Source organism: Providencia sp. 2024EL-00732 (genome assembly GCF_044006275.1).
Taxonomy (GTDB): domain Bacteria; phylum Pseudomonadota; class Gammaproteobacteria; order Enterobacterales; family Enterobacteriaceae; genus Providencia; species Providencia huashanensis.
Genome location: NZ_JBIPDG010000011.1, coordinates 1 through 17766, shown reverse-complemented (window position 1 = coordinate 17766; position 17766 = coordinate 1). Strand labels below are relative to the sequence as shown.

The window sequence follows — 17766 nt, the reverse complement described above, 5'->3', positions numbered from 1 at the left end:
AATAATACGCTAAAAACTCAATATTAGCAGCCAAAAAAAAGAATATAAAATAGACTTTCTTTCTTAACTACCTTTTTTAATGTCTTTTTGTGTCATTTAGATATATCTAAATTGACTAATTAGATATATCTAAATATAGTGAAACGACAAAATAGATTCGATATATCTAAAGTTACAAACTAAGGAATAACTATATGCTAATTAAATCTTGTCGTCATGTATATTATGCACAGCATGACGAAAATCAGCATGACCACCACCATAACGGCTGTCATGGTAATCATCGTCATGAACACAAAGAATGTTGCCATGGTGAAGGGCGTCATAGTCACGAACACAGTGAAGAACGCTGCCATGGTGAAGGCCGTCATAGTCACAGACACAGTGAAGAATGCTGCCACGGTGAAGGCCGTCATGGTCACGGACATGGTGAAGAACGCTGCCACGGTGAAGGCCGTCATGGTCACGGACATGGTGAAAAATGCTGCCACGGTGAAGGCCGTCATGGCCACGGACATGGCGGTGAGCGCCAAAGGGGTCGAGGAAGAGGCAAAGGTCTGCGTCGTCTATTTGACCATGGTGACCTTCATATTATGGTGCTTTCATTAGTTGCCAAAAAACCAAGTTATGGCTATGAGATAATTAAAGATATTCAAGAAGCCTCTAACGGCCTTTATGTGCCTAGCCCTGGTGTAATCTACCCAACTCTTACACTACTAGAAGAACAAGGCTTCTTGGAATCACAAATTGTTGAGCGGAACCGTAAAAGCTTTACTATCACGCCTGAAGGAGCATCGCATTTAGCTCAGAATAAAGACATCGAAGTGGTGATTGCCCGTAAACTGGCAAAAGCACGCGATATGCAACAAGGTGGTAATTTAGCGGAAGACATTGAAATGGCGGTCAGTCGTTTTAAAGCATTATTACGCCATAAAATGGTTTTAAAGCAACTCAATGAAGAACAAACTCGCCAAATTGCATCCATTATCAATGATGCAGTAAAACAAATTGAAGAAGTGAATACGTTACTAACCAATAGTAACGATGAATAATGTAAGAGGCCCATATTCTTTGTTATATGGGCTTTCTTTATATATACGAGTCCTACTCTTCTCGCACCTCAGAATAAATAACATGAAATATTCTGTTTATAGTTTATACTATAAACAATTGAGTATTTGGAATGATAATAACATTTATGAATAATTCAAAAAAAATCTTTTTTATTTCATCTATAGCAATTATAACGGGGCTATTGCTCATTAGTTGCAAAATTAAAAGCGATAACATTTTATCTTACTCTACAAATAATTCTTTTTTTCAATTAGATAAAGAATGTATCGAATCATATAAGGATGAATCAAAAAATAATGAACATATTGTTTTTATAACACTTAGCAATACAAATAATTGCCGGCCTAAACTATATGATTTTCTAACCAAAAATAAAAATAAAAAAATGAATGTTTATTTTAATAACGTTCTTATTCAAAAAAACATTCATTTAGGAAACATCCATTCATTAGATGATGGTTTTTACCAAAATCTAAACAATCAATCTAATTTAAATTTATTTAAATCTTTGATGAATAAGTAAAGTTAGCATAAAGCCACTTTTATATTTAGTACCTAACTCCTATCGTCAGCCCTACTGAATGGCTCTTAAACCTAATCCGGTCTTGTCCTGCCCCATTATTTCCATTAATTCTATATGAGCCAGGCCCCATAGTACGAACGGTTCTATCACCTGAATTGGTTACATATTGTATTTCAGCATCAAATGTTGATTGCAGACTTGATACTGCATCAAATGAAACAGTATAAGCGCTATTCCCTACGTGCGTATGAAGATTAACCCACGGTCCCCATGCTAATGGTGGAGCCCAACCTTGAGATCTTGCCATATATTTATACCCCTATTAACTATGTCGTCACTTTTCCACATAAATATTATGTAAAGTACAAAAATATATTTAGATTCAATACTCAATGTTGCTCAAATATATCCTTATTAATACTGGCATAAGCGAAGAACATAAAATATTATATTTATGATGAATGCATGACATAAATGATTCACATTTAAAGAAACGCACCAAAATAGTGCAAACAACTAACAATAAGCACCAATTTAGTGCATTTTATTCCATTCTATCATTTTCTCTCCCATCATTTCTTTGTAACAATCAGAATTTACTATAATTTAAAAAGTTGGCATGATTTTCGCTTATATATTTACAGAGCGAATAACAGTGCCTCGTTTTACACGACTCACTACCGCTAGACAAAAAACAACAAGCGCATCATCTAGACGATTGTTGATTAGACCCGACCAGGAGAGCCGAGAATGTCCGCTGAACATGTTTTATCGTTAATAAAAGAGCAAAATGTTAGATTTATTGATCTGCGCTTTACCGACACTAAAGGTAAAGAGCAACACATCACTATCCCTGCTCACCAAGTTGACGAAGACTTCTTTGAAGAAGGCCAGATGTTTGATGGTTCATCTATCGGTGGATGGAAAGGGATTAATGAATCAGATATGGTATTGATGCCAGACCCATCAACCGCGGTTATCGACCCATTCTTTGCTGACATAACCTTAATTATCCGTTGCGATATTTTAGAACCAGGCACTATGCAAGGTTATGACAGGGACCCGCGTTCAATTTCAAAACGCGCTGAGGACTTTTTACGTTCTAGCGGTATCGCTGATATCGTTCTGTTTGGTCCAGAGCCTGAATTTTTCGTTTTTGATGATATCCGTTTTGGCAATAATATGCATGGTAGCTACTACCATATCGATGATATCGAAGCAGCGTGGAATACTGGCACAAAATACGAAGGCGGCAATAAAGGTCATCGCCCAGCAGTACAAGGCGGTTATTTCCCAGTTCCCCCCGTTGATTCATCACAAAACCTGCGCTCTGCAATGTGTACCACAATGGAAGAAATGGGCTTAGTGGTTGAAGCGCATCACCATGAAGTGGCAACAGCAGGTCAAAACGAAGTTGCTACCCGCTTTAATACTATGACCAAAAAAGCGGATGAAACCCAGATTTATAAATATGTTGTTCATAATGTTGCCCATGCATACGGTAAAACCGCAACCTTTATGCCAAAGCCACTCGTCGGTGATAACGGCTCAGGTATGCACTGCCATATGTCTTTGTCTAAAGACGGTGTTAACCTGTTTGCTGGTGACAAATACGGCGGTTTATCTGAGATGGCGCTGTACTACATCGGCGGTATCATTAAACACGCTCGTGCGCTGAACGCATTTACCAACCCAACAACCAACTCATACAAGCGTTTAGTTCCGGGCTTTGAAGCACCAGTCATGCTGGCTTACTCAGCGCGTAACCGTTCTGCATCTATCCGTATTCCGGTGGTTGCCAGCACTAAAGCACGTCGTATTGAGGTACGCTTCCCAGACCCTGCGGCTAACCCATACCTCGCGTTTGCTGCACAGTTAATGGCAGGCCTTGATGGCATTATCAATAAAATCCATCCAGGCGATGCAATGGATAAAAACTTATACGACTTACCACCTGAAGAAGCCAAAGAAATCCCAACAGTTTCAGGCTCTTTAGACGAAGCCTTGGCTGAGTTAGATAAAGACCGTGAATTCTTAACCCGTGGCGGTGTATTCACGAATGACGCCATTGACGCTTATATCGAATTAGTTCGCAGCGATATCCAGCGTGTCCGTATGGCACCACACCCTCTCGAATTTGAAATGTACTACAGTGTGTAACACGCCGTTCCACTGCTAGTCTTTGTTGCCGTGAAGCACTTGCCCCATCTTTTGATGGGGCCTTTTCTCTGTAAAATATTAGCGGAACAAAATCAAATATCGGTTGTTTGGTCTATCAGGTATAATGCACCAAAATAGTGCAGGAGCAACATTACATGAAAACCGAACATTTGCCAGCACCAGAACAACTTCTCGATTCACTAATTAATAGCGTGCTGATTTTGGATTACGACCTGGTTATCCACTATGCCAATCATGCTGCACTCCAGATTTTAACTCAAAGCCAGCGTAAGCTATATGGTACCCCTCTCCCTCTTCTCTTTAGTTATTGTTCACTCAATGATGAACTGATGTTGAGTAGTTTAAAGGAAGGGCATAGCTTTACAGAAAATGAGGTCACACTGGTGTTTAATAACCATTCCCATGTGATGTCTTTCAGTGCTCAGCCATTTTCTGAACAATTTATTTTAGTTGAGCTTTCTCAACTTGATAGTCAACGGCGTCTAAGCCAAGAATTAGCGCAAAATGCCCAACAACTTGCAGCCCGCGAGCTCATTCGCGGACTTGCCCATGAAATAAAAAACCCACTAGGCGGTTTGCGAGGTGCTGCGCAGTTATTATCTAAAGCACTGCCTGACCCTCAACTGAATGAATATACTCAAGTTATCATTGAGCAAGCTGACCGCTTAAGGGCACTTGTCGATAGGTTGCTTGGTCCGCAATATCCGGGTCCTAAAACCCAGCAAAGCATTCATCATATAATGGAAAATGTGACGCGTTTGCTATCCTTAGAAAAGCCGGATAACGTCACACTGGTTCGTGATTATGACCCAAGCTTACCTGAACTCGAATATTACCCTGATCAAATCGAGCAAGTACTACTAAATGTAGCACGCAATGCGCTGCAAGCTCTCGCGGTAACTGGGGGAAATATTACGCTACGGACACGCACCGCATTTCAGGTGATGTTACAAGGTGAACGCTATCGACTAACAGCGCGTATTGATATTGAAGATAATGGCCCAGGTATCCCATTAGCAATTCAAGACACTTTATTTTACCCAATGGTTAGTGGGCGACCTGATGGTACAGGGCTCGGTTTATCTATTGCTCGAAGCTTAGTCGACCAACACGCGGGTAAAATCGAATTTACCAGTTGGCCGGGGCATACCGAGTTTTCTATTTATCTACCAATCAAAAAATAGGAGATATCTATGGCACAGGGAAAAATTTGGGTTGTTGATGATGACAGTTCTATTCGCTGGGTATTAGAACGGGCACTTAGCAGTGCTGAATTTTCATGCACCTGTTTTGATAGCGCTGATGCTGTTCTCGCTGCCTTAGAGACCTCACTTCCTGACGTGTTGTTATCTGATATTCGTATGCCAGGCACAAATGGTATTGAATTACTAAATACTATTAAGCAATCTCATCCCTTACTGCCGATTATTATCATGACGGCGCATTCAGACCTTGATGCCGCGGTCAATGCTTACCAATCTGGGGCCTTTGATTATCTACCAAAGCCATTTGATATTGATGAAACAGTGGCACTGGTCGAACGGGCACTCAATCACAGCCGTGAACAAAATCACACTGATCGGGATACTAAACAGCAGGCTCCTATTGTGTCTTCAACCATGATTGGTGAAGCCCCAGCCATGCAGGAGGTTTATCGAATCATTGGTCGCTTATCTCGCTCATCCATCAGCGTGCTAATTAATGGTGAATCAGGAACAGGGAAAGAGTTAGTTGCTCACGCCTTACATCAGCATAGTCCTCGTGTTAATCAGCCATTTATTGCACTGAATATGGCTGCGATCCCAAAAGATTTAATTGAATCCGAACTATTTGGTCATGAAAAAGGGGCATTTACCGGTGCAACCCAAGTGCGCCAAGGCCGGTTTGAACAAGCCAATCATGGGTCATTATTTTTAGATGAAATTGGCGATATGCCCCTCGATGTGCAGACTCGATTACTACGCGTTCTCGCTGAAGGGCAATTTTACCGGATTGGTGGTTATACTCCTGTAAAAGTGGATGTGCGTATTATTGCAGCAACCCACCAAGATCTCGAAAAACGCGTCAAAGAAGGGCTTTTTCGTGAAGACTTATTTCACCGGTTGAATGTCATTCGAGTACAATTACCACCATTACGCGAGCGTACCGAAGATATCCCACGCCTTGCGCATTACTTCTTACAAAATACCGCTAAGGAGTTAGGTGTAGAGAGTAAAGTGCTACATGCTGATAGCGAAAAAATCCTCCAGCGCTATTATTGGTCGGGTAATGTCCGCCAATTAGAAAATGTTTGTCGCTGGCTCACAGTGATGGCCGCTAGCCAAGAAATTTTACCGCAAGACCTACCGGAAGATTTGCTGGAAGAGCGCCCGATACAAAATACTGAAGAAAATAACCTGAAGGCCAATGAATACGTAACTTTACCTACACATCAAGCCAACTCAGAAGCACAATGGTTTGAATTATTAGAAAAGTGGGCTAATAACGCGTTATCAGCAGGTAAAGACGATTTATTAGCACAAACAATTCCTATATTAGAGCGTACTATGCTAAGTTGCGCATTGACATATACCAAGGGCCATAAACAAGAAGCTGCCCGTTTATTAGGCTGGGGAAGGAATACTTTAACTCGAAAATTAAAAGAATTAGGGCTTGAGTAATTCATTATTTGTTTATGTAAGCCTAATTAAAACAAAAGCATATCATTAAAATAAGGTGGCGAAATAAAAGAATACATCTCCATCTTATTTATGATAATTAGCTTAACATTTAATTTTCTCTCTCAGCCATTGATAATAAAAACAATAAGCAATCACTTATATAGACCATTGAAATGCGATGGTTAATAAATGATATCCATAATAAAAACACCAAAACAAGCATATTTAGACCATCGTGATTTGATATTTATAATGATTTTTCATTTTTAGATAATATAAATGACAAACACTTCAAGTATACTCTATATGCTAACGCCTGATAAACCCAAACAATCACCATATAAGAGATAAATTAAATTTATCCACCACTTTATAGGTAATCTTAGTTTTATATCGTTATTTAACTTTAGTAAAAAACCCAGTAAAAATGAAATTTACTTTAAGTAAGTACATGGAGTTAATTATTAACCCATAGTGTGTTAATTACTTATTATGATATTAATCATATTAAAATTTAATTATATTTCACCAAATATAACAAAACTTGTTTATTTTAAAAAATAGATTCAAAATACTCTTCAGTTGAGTAATTGATATTTTCAACCACTCAATGAAAAATAAATAAATTATATTCCGGAGAAAAACAGATGAAAAAGAATTTACTTGCATCATTAATTGCTGCATCCTCAATCTTTGCTATTAATAATGCATTAGCAGCGGATGGTACTATTGATTTTACTGGTGAAATTATTGACCAAGCCTGTGAATTAGCTGCTGGTTCTGATGCATTAAAAGTTAATTTAGGTAAAGTTTCAAAAACCGCATTACCAAGTGCAGGTAGTACTGCTGCCGCCACTAAATTTACCATTAAATTAATTAATTGCCCAACGACTGTAACAAGTGCTTCTGTTAAGTTTGATGCGGATTCTTATATCGGCGATGATGAAGTTATTAAATTAAAAGAAGAAACTGGTGTTGCAACTGGTGTCGGTATTCAAATTACTGATGATGCTAATAAAGTAGTCCCACTATTTACTGCCTCTAAAACATACCCATTAAAAGATGGTGTTGAAAATAATTTAGACTTCAGAGCACGTTATATTGCTAAATCTGACACTGTAACTCCTGGTCCTGCTAACGGCACTGCAACATTTACAATCAATTATAACTAAATAACAAATAAGGTTTAAAAGGAATTAAGCCTTATATAATTATAATCAATGGTGGTATTATGAAATTCATTATCTATATTTTCATTTCTGTATTTACACTATTAAACACTGCATATGCAGGTGTCATTATTGGTGGAACTCGTGTTATTTACAATGAGGGAAACAAAGATGTCAGCATTAGTGTAGAAAATCCAGATAAGATCCCTTATTTAATTCAGTCTTGGATTGATAATATCGATGAAAAAAAACAATCTGATTTTGCTATAACACCACCATTATTTAGGTTGAATCCAGATAACACAAATGCACTTAGAATCTTTCTAACTGAGAATAAACTACCGAATGATAGAGAGTCATTATTCTGGCTGAATATAAAAACGATCCCTGCGACAGAAAGAACAGAAAATTCATTGCAAATTGCATTTAAAACACAAATGAAGCTGATCTATCGTCCAAAAAGCTTAAAGAATGTTGATTTTATTGAAGAACAAAAAAAATTAGTATGGTCTAAGTCAGGAAATAACATTATTGTTAAAAACCCAACTCCCTATTTTATGAACTTTCAAAGCATTAGCTTTAATGGAACTAAAGCAAATGATGTTTCTTATGTCGCACCATTTGCAAGTGCATCTTTTGACGTTAATAACCCTAGTTCTAATGGAATAATTAAATGGGAAGTTATTAATGACTATGGGTCTGCACCAGAAACACTCGAAAAGAAAATATAAACTTATAAAATGAGTTAGGTTACGATATGAAATTAAATAAAATATTTCTTGGTCTATTATTATATTTAGGCTATACGACGGCATTATATGCTGAAGAAAAACCAGATGATACAGTCTATTTTGACCCTGATTTTTTAGAGCTACCTAATAAAGATTCAGTTGACTTATCACAATTTGAAAATGATGAACAATTAGCAGGGGATTACTATGTTGATATCTATGTTAATACCAACCTAATTGGTGCTAAAAGCCTTAAGTTTGATAAAGACAGTAATAACAAGTTAGCTCCTTGTTTATCTCTTAATGATCTCAAAGAATTTGGCATTAAAGTTAATGATTACCCTGAATTGCAACATTCAGGAAGCCACTGTATAAACCTTGCTGCCATCCCTGATGCAAAAAGTGATTTTGAATTTGGTTCACAACGTTTATATCTTAGTATTCCTCAAATTGCCTTGGATAGAAACCCAAGGGGATATGTTGATTTAGCTAACATTGACAATGGAATCAACGCGTTATTATTAAACTATAGCTATAATGGTTCAAAAAATTACGACCGAAAAAATAATGATTCAGATAGTACATCTCATTATGTGAATTTAAGACCCGGTATAAATCTTGGGGCCTGGCGTTTGCGTAACTATACAACATGGTCCAGTAATAATGACCAATCCGGTAAATGGGACACCATTTACACTTATGCATCGCGTGGCATTAATAGTATCAAAAGCCAATTAACTTTAGGTGATAGTGTTTCGCCTTCGATGGTTTTTGATAGTGTGCCCTTTCGTGGTGCACAATTGGCAACAGATGACGATATGTCCCCTGAAAGCTTGCATGGTTATGCGCCTGTAGTTCGCGGGATAGCACGTAGCAATGCACAAGTAACAATCCGCCAAAATGGCTACATTATCTACCAAACTGAAGTGGCTGCTGGTCCTTTTGAAATTACAGACCTCTACCCAACAGGGGGGAGCGGCGATTTACATGTCACAATAAAAGAGTCTAATGGTAGCGAGCAATACCAAATTGTTCCTTTCGCTTCATTACCCGTATTACAACGTGAAGGGTATTTTTCTTATAGCGTAACTGGCGGTGAATACCGCGCTTATGATAATAGCATTGATAAAACAAAATTTGGTCAGTTCACCTTAATCTATGGCTTGCCTTATGGCATCACCGCATATGGAGGAAGCCAAGTTAGTGAACATTACCAGTCTTATTCCATTGGTGCAGGGCAAAACCTTGGGCGCTTTGGTGCCTTATCAATTGACGTTACTCATGCAAATTCAACGCTCAGTAATGATGTTAAGGAAAAAGGCCAATCATACCGTTTCCGCTATAACAAAAATATCAATGATATTGGTACTAATATCGCATTGGCAGGTTATCGTTATTCCACCAAAGGCTTTTATAGTTTAGCGGAAGTGTTTGATGGTTATAGGGATACAAACTATGCCCCTGAAATTGAACGACGCCGTAATCGTGGTGAAATTACCCTCAGCCAAAACTTAGGGGATAGTTTTGGTTCAATTTCTGTTGGTTATATTAATGAAGATTATTGGAACAGTGACCGAAAAACGCAATCTGCCACGGTGGGTTATAACAATAGTTGGCAAGGTGTCAGTTATAGTTTGAATTATACCTATAACAAAAATACCAATAGCTATTCTTATCGGTCAGGAAGTCGTTCAAAAAGCGAAGATGACCATCAATTAGCGCTTTCCGTCAGCGTACCCTTTTCGGTATTTGACGATACCTTCTATTACAACTTTAACAGTAGTAGCAGCAGTAATAGTGCAAGTACCGGAAGCATTGGTCTTTCAGCATCACAGTTAAATAACCGGTTAAATTGGAGCGTTCAACAAGGCTTTACTACTCGAGACCAAGGCACTAACGGTAATATGAATGCTTCTTATAAAGGCCAATATGGTGAAGTCTCAGGCGGTAGTGGCTACAGCAAAGACAGCTATAACCTCTATTACGGGGTTAACGGTAGCTTAGTCGCACATTCTGGCGGCCTTGTACTTGGCCAACAGTTGGGAGAAACCGCGGCGCTTGTTGAAATTCCTGATGCAGGTGATGTACCGATCCTAAACCAAGCTGGGGTGACTACAAATAACCAAGGTTACGCATTGGTACCTTATGTCACTGCTTATCGCAAAAATATGATCGATATCGATACCTCTGCATTACCTGAGAATACTGAGATGGATTTATCCAGTCGAAGTGTTTCACCAAGCCGAGGGGCTTTAGTCAAAGCGAGCTTTACCGCAAACGTTGGCTACCGCGCAATTATGCTGCTGACTTTTACTGACGGTAAACCTGTACCTTTTGGCGCCCAAGCTATCTTTAACGATAACCCGCAGTTAAACAGTATGGTGGGGAATGATGGCGAAATTTATTTATCAGGCTTAGCTGAAAACGGCAATTTTATTATTCAATATAACGATAAACAACAATGCCAAGTCAATTATAACTTAGCAGGTATATCGAATTATATGGGGTTATATAAAACAGCAGCAGTTTGCCGATAATAAGGAATAAATAATGAAAAATTTTATTTATAAATCGATATTGGCTATGAGTTTTATATATTTATACTCAGGGTATGCTAATGCAGCTTGTACCTTAAACCCAAATTTAAATAATAAATTCGCTAACGTACCGACCGCAGTATATAACATTCAATATGATGATATTACACCTAGAGATTTAGGGTCTCTCCGTGCTGATTTTTCATCTACATCTCAGTGGGTAGCTAGTGATTCGAGTTCTTGTGCTACTTCATACTTAACGGGGAGTTTTATCAATAGCTGGTCACCAAATGCCAATAAAGTTGCCCTATCTAATATTCCGGGTATTGGCATTTCTGTTACAACCGCAGGCATTGGAGCGTTTAATGCTTCATGGGATAAAAACAACTCCAATTATAATATATTAACAACGCATTGGGGCATCACAGTAAAAAAACTTGGTTCGGTAACACAAGGTGGCACATTAAGAGCCGGAAATGTCGCAAGGTTAACCGTAACTTACCGTGCACCAACCAGTGTGACGTGGACTTTAACAACCTTAAATATGCCAACTAATGCTATTCGTATCAATGTGCTTAGCTGTTCATTAAAGAATAATCAGTCAACCTACAATATTGATATGCAAGATTGGTATGATACACAATTTCCTAATATAGGCTCAACCAGTACACCGGTTGATATTCCAATTACATTAACCTGTGCGGCAGGTACCAATATTAAAGCGACTGTCACAAGCTCTAAATATGAAGATGCGGCGACAGGAAAATTAGGGCTAACAGGAGCTGATAGTGCTACTGGTGTCGCAATACAATTATTGGATAAAAATAATAATCCAATCAAGCTGAATACCAAGAACAGCCTGCAAAATAATGTGCCGGCTGGTGATTATATGTTTAATTGGAAAGCTCGCTATATAAAAACGGCAGATAATATCACGCCAGGTACAGCGAATGCCTCCGCTACTGTAAATATCCGCTATGAGTAGGAATAAAAAATGAAAATAATACCTAAAAATTTACTTTTACTTAGTAGCTTAATATTCAGTGGGAATTTATTCGCTGCTAGCACTGTCACGTTGAATTTTACCGGAAATATTAAAGCGGCTACTTGTAATATTACTGGTGGGAATAATATTGATATTGACCTAAAAAGTATTTCTGCAGATGTCTTTAAAAATACCAATTCAGGTTCCCCATGGAAAAACTTTAATATTAGCTTAAATAACTGTTCTACCTATATTAACCAAGTAAAACTGACGTTTACAGGAACCGCGGATACTGCGGATGCAACAAGTTTATACAAAAACCAAGGTACGGCAAGGAACCTAGCTGTACAACTACAAAATGGTAATGGAACAACCGCTTTAGGTAACCAAAAAGTATTGCAAGTCACTACAAATGGACAAACAAATATTAACATCCCATTAAGAACACGTGCGTTTAGCTCATTAGGTAATGTCACCCCTGGAACTATTTCTGCAAATATTACAGCAACAATTACCTATTTATAAACAGGGAAAAGAATATGAGACACTTTATTTTATTTCTATCACTAATGAGCTGCTCTTTCATTGTTTTTGGGCAAGCTGCGAATATTAAAGTACACGGTACTGTCATAGCTGCGCCTTGTGAACTTGAAAAATCTAATTACCTTATTGATTTAAAAAAGATTAATATTTGGAATATTAAGGATACACAAAAATCGTCATGGGTTGATTTTTCAGTTAAGCTCAAAAATTGCCCTGTAGGAACAAGCCAAGCTGTAATGGCTATATCAGGCACTCCAGACCCAACAACTCCAGAGTATTTTATAAACAACGGGACAGCAAAAAATGTTGCTTTGAATTTAGCAAGAACTGCAAATAAAGCGACTATAAAAAACGGCGATACCATTACAACAAATGTCAACACACAAACTAGAAGCGTAGAAATTCCGTTATCAGCTAGAGTTTCAGGTTATGGTAATGGAATGATTGCAGGGTCTTTTAAAAGCCACTTAGAATTTACATTTACTTATCAGTAATTAAATATAATTTCTTATTACGCCTATATTTATTTTAATAGGAGATACATTATGTCTAATTACTACCCTATTTCCAAAATAGTTGGAAGTAAAATAACATATTATAGAAAAATGAATGGAATGACATTAAACCAGATTGCAAACATAATTGGTGTGAGTGAACAACAACAATCAAGATATGAACATGGTATTAACCGAATAAATTTAGATAGGCTAAATCAGTATGCTGAGATATTTAACATTAGTATATTAGAGTTTTTCATCTTCACTGAAATAGAGAAAGAATATATTAAAAAAGAATTCCCTATAAAAACCAGAGGAAACATCTATGAAGAAATCTAATATAAAAGCATTATTAATGACAACACTATTGTATTCTACATATTCATATTCTGCTTGTATTCAAAACCCAAACTTAAGGAATATTAATGTCAATGTTCCTACACAAACTCATACTATTCAATATGATGATAATTCAACAAGGAATTTAGGTACATATACAATTCGTTTTGCTAGTGATAATATTACGACATTCTCAGGAAAAGACGGTCAATGTGGACAGGCAAGATTACATGCCAGCTATATAAATGGCTGGGTGCCAAACTTAAATAAAATAGCTGCCACTAATATTCCAGGTATCAGTGTAGAAATTCGAGCGATGGGGGCAGGGTCATTAAATTATTATAGTCCATACCCTATCGGAGATAGAATGCCATGGCGTATTGAAGTGCCCAAATGGGTTGTTATAGTAAAAAAAACCGGAAATGTAACACAGTCTAATACCCTTAAGGCAGGGGCTGTTGCACGATTAGTCCAAGAAAACCCTAACCATATAAATTGGAATATCAGTACATTAAATATACCGATGAATGCCGTGCGAATAAATGTAGCAAAATGCACAACAAAGTCGAACAACTATACCGTTGTTTTAGGTGATTGGTATGACACACAATTTAAGGATATTGGCGCAGTAAGTGCTAGTGTTAATATCCCGATCACCTTAAGTTGTGCTGCCGGAACTAATATTAAAACAACCATTACCAGTAGTGCGGGGTATGTTGATACGCAAACAGGGAAAATCAAGTTATCTGGCACGGGCTCTGCAACAGGTATTGCCATACAACTACTAAATGCAAGTAATGCCCCTATAAAACTAGCTACTAAAAACAATACCATAACTAATTCAGCTGCTGGAGATATCCGGTTCAACTGGAAAGCTCGCTATATTAAAACGGCAGCTAAAATAACGCCTGGGAAAGCGAACAGTACAGCAACAGTCAATATTCGATATGAATAATTGGCCTAGTTTTAAGTATCATATTACGACCATCTAAAATGGGTGGTCATTAAATAATACCATTCCATATAAAAATACAATATCTTGATTTAAACACATGCTTTTTTTTTAATTATCTATATATTAACTATTAAGCTCTAGTTTTTGTCTTATCTATATCTAGTGTAGCCCTGTTGTTTATGATTTATTTTATAAAGGGAAAACATGTCAAAAAATTATTCAATATCCAAACAAATTGGATATCAAATTTATTATCATAGAAAAAAGTTAGGTATTCCTATATCTATTATATCTAAGGAAATAGGAATTAGTCCACAACAACAATCTAGATATGAACGAGGAGTGAATAGAATAAATATAGATAGGTTATCTCAATATGCAGAATACTTTAAGATTGATATTAAATCTTTTTTTCATTTTTTTAGTACTAAAAAAGAGAATTAAGCCACATAAGAAACATTAATAATATTAAAAATTCTTAATTAATTTTGTGTTATTAAAATTAGAGAGAACATTATGAAACGAAAAATATCAAAATCTGTTGGTCTAAAAATTAGAGCATTAAGAGAAGCTAATGGTATGAGCGGAAAAGAATTAAGTAGCTTATTAGGTATTAGCCAACAACATCAATCACGTTATGAAAATGGCGAAGTCAATATCCATGTTGATACGATATATCAATTATCTCAGATATTTAATATTGACCCTGCCTATTTTTTAACTGACGAGACAGAAATAAATAAAAATACAGACACCCCACTTAGTAAAAAAAATTATTTTTCTGCTGAGGCGTTAGTATTTTAATATTTAAATATGAGCATCATTATATGCTGATTTATTAAATGTCGGTGCATGACATTATTGCACCGATTTATCTTTGTTGGGATTCATCCAATAACCAATTACGGAATATCATCATCGCAGGTGTACATGGTTTGGACTTCAAGCGACTAAGCCAATAGCCCCCTAATGTCACTGAAATATCAAATGGCTGCACTAAACTCCCAGCACTCAACTCATGTTCAAACATACAACTCGGTACCAATGCCACACTATCCGTTAATAACGCAGCTTCAACCATTAGACGAGACGAGTCAAACACAGGCCCTTTCACTCGCCACGGCTCTAAACCTGCGGCAAGAAACCATTTTTCCCATTCATCTTTACGGTATGAGCGCAATAAATGATGCGCTTTTAAATCTAGGGGAGTCGTTAAGCGGTTAGCCATTTTCTCAGAGCATAACACAGTATGCGATGCGCTAAATAATGGAATATTCTCAGCCAGAGGCCATAACCCCTCCCCAAAGCGTATGGCAAAATCAACACCTTCTGCCGCCAAATTGACTACGTTATTATGTGTCATAATCCGTAAATCAATATACGGGTATAAATTAGAAAATTTTGATAATTGAGGTAGTAACCAACCCACCGCAAATGTTCCCACTACTGATATACTTAACACTTCATGGTAGTGCCCATCATCAAACTGCTGCAATAAAGACTCAATTTGGTCGAAAGAACGACTCAACACAGGTAGGAGCGCTAAGCCTTCATCTGTTAAGGCCAACCCTCTAGGTAAGCGGATAAATAATTCTAAACCTAGTTGCTCTTCTAATAACCGAACCTGCTGGCTTACCGCCGCTTGGGTCACATTCAATTCCATACCTGCTCGCGTGAAACTTAAATGGCGGGCAGATGCTTCGAATGCACGCAAAGCATTTAAAGGTAGTCGATGACGATAATTCCCTGACATAAGATTTTCTTTTACCTCATCGAACTTTATATCGTTTTAAATGAAGGCGTAAAACACGCATACTGCTATACAACAACGGTATAACAGCCTAGAAATCTATACTAAAGCACTTCAGTTATGCAATGAAGTTCTTCCTTATTTATATTAGCAACAACTTAAACTTTTATTTAATTGGACTACCTATGAGAAATGTTTTTCGTCAGGGGCGGATTTTTGCCGCTCTTAGCTTAGCCTTAACCACAATTTCAGCCAACGCGCTAACTCAACAAAACGTTGATAACATTATTAAACCACTAATGAAACAACAACAGATACCCGGAATGTCGGTGGCAATCTCCATTGAAGGAAAGCACTATTTTTATCATTACGGTGTATTGTCTAAGCAAAACAAAGCCCCTATCAATAACAACACATTATTTGAAATTGGCTCTCTTTCGAAAACATTTACAGCAACATTAGCCGCTTATGCACAAGAACAAGGTAAATTAGATTTCTCACAAAAAGTGAGTCATTACCTACCCGAGTTAACAGATTCAGCATTTGACCATATCACCGTGATGAACTTAGCCACCCACACCTCTGGATTACCATTATTTGTGCCGGAGACCATTACGAATTCAGCTGAATTAATAAGCTATTACCAACATTGGCTCCCTGAAAAAACCATTGGAGAATATCGTTCTTACTCAAATTTAGGTACTGGATTATTAGGCATCGTCACCGCTAAACAACTCAAAATGCCATTTGAACAAGCGATGGAAAAATTAATGCTGCCTTCACTGGGGCTCAAACATACCTATATTCATGTCCCTAAGCACCAAATGAAAAATTATGCTCAGGGTTATAATAAGAAAGATCACCCATCGCGAGTGGCACCACAGATTTTAGATGCCGAATCCTATGGTTTGAAATCTACTGCCAAAGATTTGATCCGTTTCTTAGATATTAATATGCAGACGGTAAAAGTCGCAAAATCATGGCAAGAAGCGGTAGAAGATACCCACACAGGCTTTTATCTAACAGATTCATTTGTACAAGATATGATGTGGGAAAGTTACCCGTGGCCTGTCTCTTTATCACAATTACATCAAGGTAACCGTGATGAAATGGCATTACAACCACAGAAAATCGAAGCAATTAAACCGGCAATGCCGCCAGAAACGCGAGCGTTCTACAACAAGACAGGCTCCACAAATGGTTTTGCAGCTTATGCCGCCTTTATCCCTGAAGAACAAATCGGCATCGTGATTTTATCCAATAAATGGTACCCAATTTCCGACCGCATCACCGCAGCTTATCAATTAATTGAAAAGATTAATGAATAAATTAGATTTCTGACGAAGAGTAAATGCTCTAAATAGTTCGTTCTGTAGCTAGGCGGCAAGAGAAACTAAGCCCTAGGAGCATACATAAAGTATGTGACTAGGGTTAGTGAACGTAGCCAACAACGCTACAGCATAAAATATGACGAAGAGTAAATGCGCTAAATAGTTCGTTCTGTAGCTAGGCGGCAAGAGAAACTAAGCCCTAGGAGCATACATAAAGTATGTGACTAGGGCTAGTGAACGTAGCCAACAACGCTACAGCATAAAATATGACGAGGAGTAGATGCTCTATATAGTTCGAGTGCCACTAGGCGTCAAAGTGAAAACAGCGCGGGGAGCATACGCTAAGTTGTAACTAAGGTTAGTGAACGTAGCCAACAACGCTACAGCATAAAATATGACGAAGAGTAAATGCTCTAAATAGTTCGTTCTGTAGCTAGGCGGCAAGAGAAACTAAGCCCTAGGAGCATACATAAAGTATGTGACTAGGGTTA

18 protein-coding genes are annotated in these 17766 nt (G+C 37.6%); 16 read left to right on the top strand and 2 right to left on the bottom strand.

Features of this window, described 5'->3' with window-relative positions; all coding sequences use genetic code 11:
* Window positions 1-194: 194 nt before the first annotated feature.
* Window positions 195-1052 carry a PadR family transcriptional regulator gene (locus ACHB7C_RS15995; RefSeq protein ID WP_395347870.1) on the top strand — a complete coding sequence of 286 codons (858 nt, stop codon included), beginning with the start codon at window positions 195-197 and terminating at the stop codon, window positions 1050-1052.
* Window positions 1053-1198: 146 nt separating this feature from the next.
* Window positions 1199-1597: a hypothetical protein gene (locus ACHB7C_RS15990; protein WP_042847710.1), complete on the top strand. Its 399-nt coding sequence runs from the start codon at window positions 1199-1201 to the stop codon at window positions 1595-1597.
* Between the two features lie 25 nt (window positions 1598-1622).
* On the opposite strand, the gene ACHB7C_RS15985 is transcribed toward ACHB7C_RS15990, so the two are convergent.
* On the bottom strand, window positions 1623-1904 hold the full coding sequence (locus tag ACHB7C_RS15985; protein WP_166685429.1) for a colicin Z C-terminal domain-related protein: 282 nt from the start codon (window positions 1902-1904) through the stop codon (window positions 1623-1625).
* Between the two features lie 443 nt (window positions 1905-2347).
* Between ACHB7C_RS15985 and glnA the strand changes: the two genes are divergently transcribed.
* From glnA to ACHB7C_RS15920, 13 genes are all read left to right on the top strand, one after another.
* Window positions 2348-3757 (top strand): glutamate--ammonia ligase, encoded by a 1410-nt coding sequence (glnA, locus tag ACHB7C_RS15980; RefSeq protein WP_042847713.1) that lies wholly within the window; start codon window positions 2348-2350, stop codon window positions 3755-3757.
* Between the two features lie 155 nt (window positions 3758-3912).
* A complete protein-coding gene (gene glnL / locus ACHB7C_RS15975) occupies window positions 3913-4962 on the top strand; it encodes a nitrogen regulation protein NR(II) (RefSeq protein ID WP_042847714.1) in 1050 nt (349 codons plus the stop codon).
* A gap of 9 nt (window positions 4963-4971) precedes the next feature.
* Complete coding sequence (gene glnG / locus ACHB7C_RS15970; protein WP_042847715.1) at window positions 4972-6438, top strand: nitrogen regulation protein NR(I); 1467 nt, start codon at window positions 4972-4974, stop codon at window positions 6436-6438.
* A 647-nt stretch (window positions 6439-7085) separates the two neighbouring features.
* Window positions 7086-7610 (top strand): fimbrial protein, encoded by a 525-nt coding sequence (locus ACHB7C_RS15965; RefSeq protein WP_042847716.1) that lies wholly within the window; start codon window positions 7086-7088, stop codon window positions 7608-7610.
* A 59-nt stretch (window positions 7611-7669) separates the two neighbouring features.
* Window positions 7670-8338, top strand: a complete 669-nt coding sequence (locus ACHB7C_RS15960; protein ID WP_048605455.1) for a molecular chaperone — start codon at window positions 7670-7672, stop codon at window positions 8336-8338.
* A gap of 26 nt (window positions 8339-8364) precedes the next feature.
* Entirely contained in the window at window positions 8365-10875 is a 2511-nt protein-coding gene (locus ACHB7C_RS15955; protein WP_131680888.1) for a fimbria/pilus outer membrane usher protein, read from the top strand.
* A gap of 13 nt (window positions 10876-10888) precedes the next feature.
* Window positions 10889-11860: a fimbrial protein gene (locus ACHB7C_RS15950; RefSeq protein ID WP_042847719.1), complete on the top strand. Its 972-nt coding sequence runs from the start codon at window positions 10889-10891 to the stop codon at window positions 11858-11860.
* Between the two features lie 9 nt (window positions 11861-11869).
* Window positions 11870-12385 (top strand): fimbrial protein, encoded by a 516-nt coding sequence (locus ACHB7C_RS15945; RefSeq protein ID WP_131680889.1) that lies wholly within the window; start codon window positions 11870-11872, stop codon window positions 12383-12385.
* A 14-nt stretch (window positions 12386-12399) separates the two neighbouring features.
* Window positions 12400-12897, top strand: a complete 498-nt coding sequence (locus ACHB7C_RS15940) for a fimbrial protein (protein ID WP_042847721.1) — start codon at window positions 12400-12402, stop codon at window positions 12895-12897.
* 51 nt (window positions 12898-12948) lie between these two features.
* A complete protein-coding gene (locus tag ACHB7C_RS15935; RefSeq protein WP_048605457.1) occupies window positions 12949-13239 on the top strand; it encodes a helix-turn-helix domain-containing protein in 291 nt (96 codons plus the stop codon).
* Window positions 13226-14194 (top strand): fimbrial protein, encoded by a 969-nt coding sequence (locus ACHB7C_RS15930; protein ID WP_210856135.1) that lies wholly within the window; start codon window positions 13226-13228, stop codon window positions 14192-14194. The genes ACHB7C_RS15935 and ACHB7C_RS15930 overlap by 14 nt, the downstream gene beginning before the upstream one ends.
* 204 nt (window positions 14195-14398) lie before the next feature.
* Window positions 14399-14638, top strand: a complete 240-nt coding sequence (locus ACHB7C_RS15925) for a helix-turn-helix domain-containing protein (protein WP_042847724.1) — start codon at window positions 14399-14401, stop codon at window positions 14636-14638.
* Window positions 14639-14710: 72 nt separating this feature from the next.
* Entirely contained in the window at window positions 14711-14998 is a 288-nt protein-coding gene (locus ACHB7C_RS15920; RefSeq protein ID WP_129466941.1) for a helix-turn-helix domain-containing protein, read from the top strand.
* 67 nt (window positions 14999-15065) lie between these two features.
* On the opposite strand, the gene ACHB7C_RS15915 is transcribed toward ACHB7C_RS15920, so the two are convergent.
* Entirely contained in the window at window positions 15066-15947 is an 882-nt protein-coding gene (locus ACHB7C_RS15915) for a LysR family transcriptional regulator (RefSeq protein ID WP_042847728.1), read from the bottom strand.
* Window positions 15948-16129: 182 nt separating this feature from the next.
* On the opposite strand from ACHB7C_RS15915, the gene ampC reads away from it, so the two are divergent.
* Window positions 16130-17272, top strand: coding sequence for a class C beta-lactamase (gene ampC / locus ACHB7C_RS15910; protein WP_210831989.1), 1143 nt, complete (start codon window positions 16130-16132; stop codon window positions 17270-17272).
* The last annotated feature ends 494 nt before the right edge of the window (window positions 17273-17766 follow it).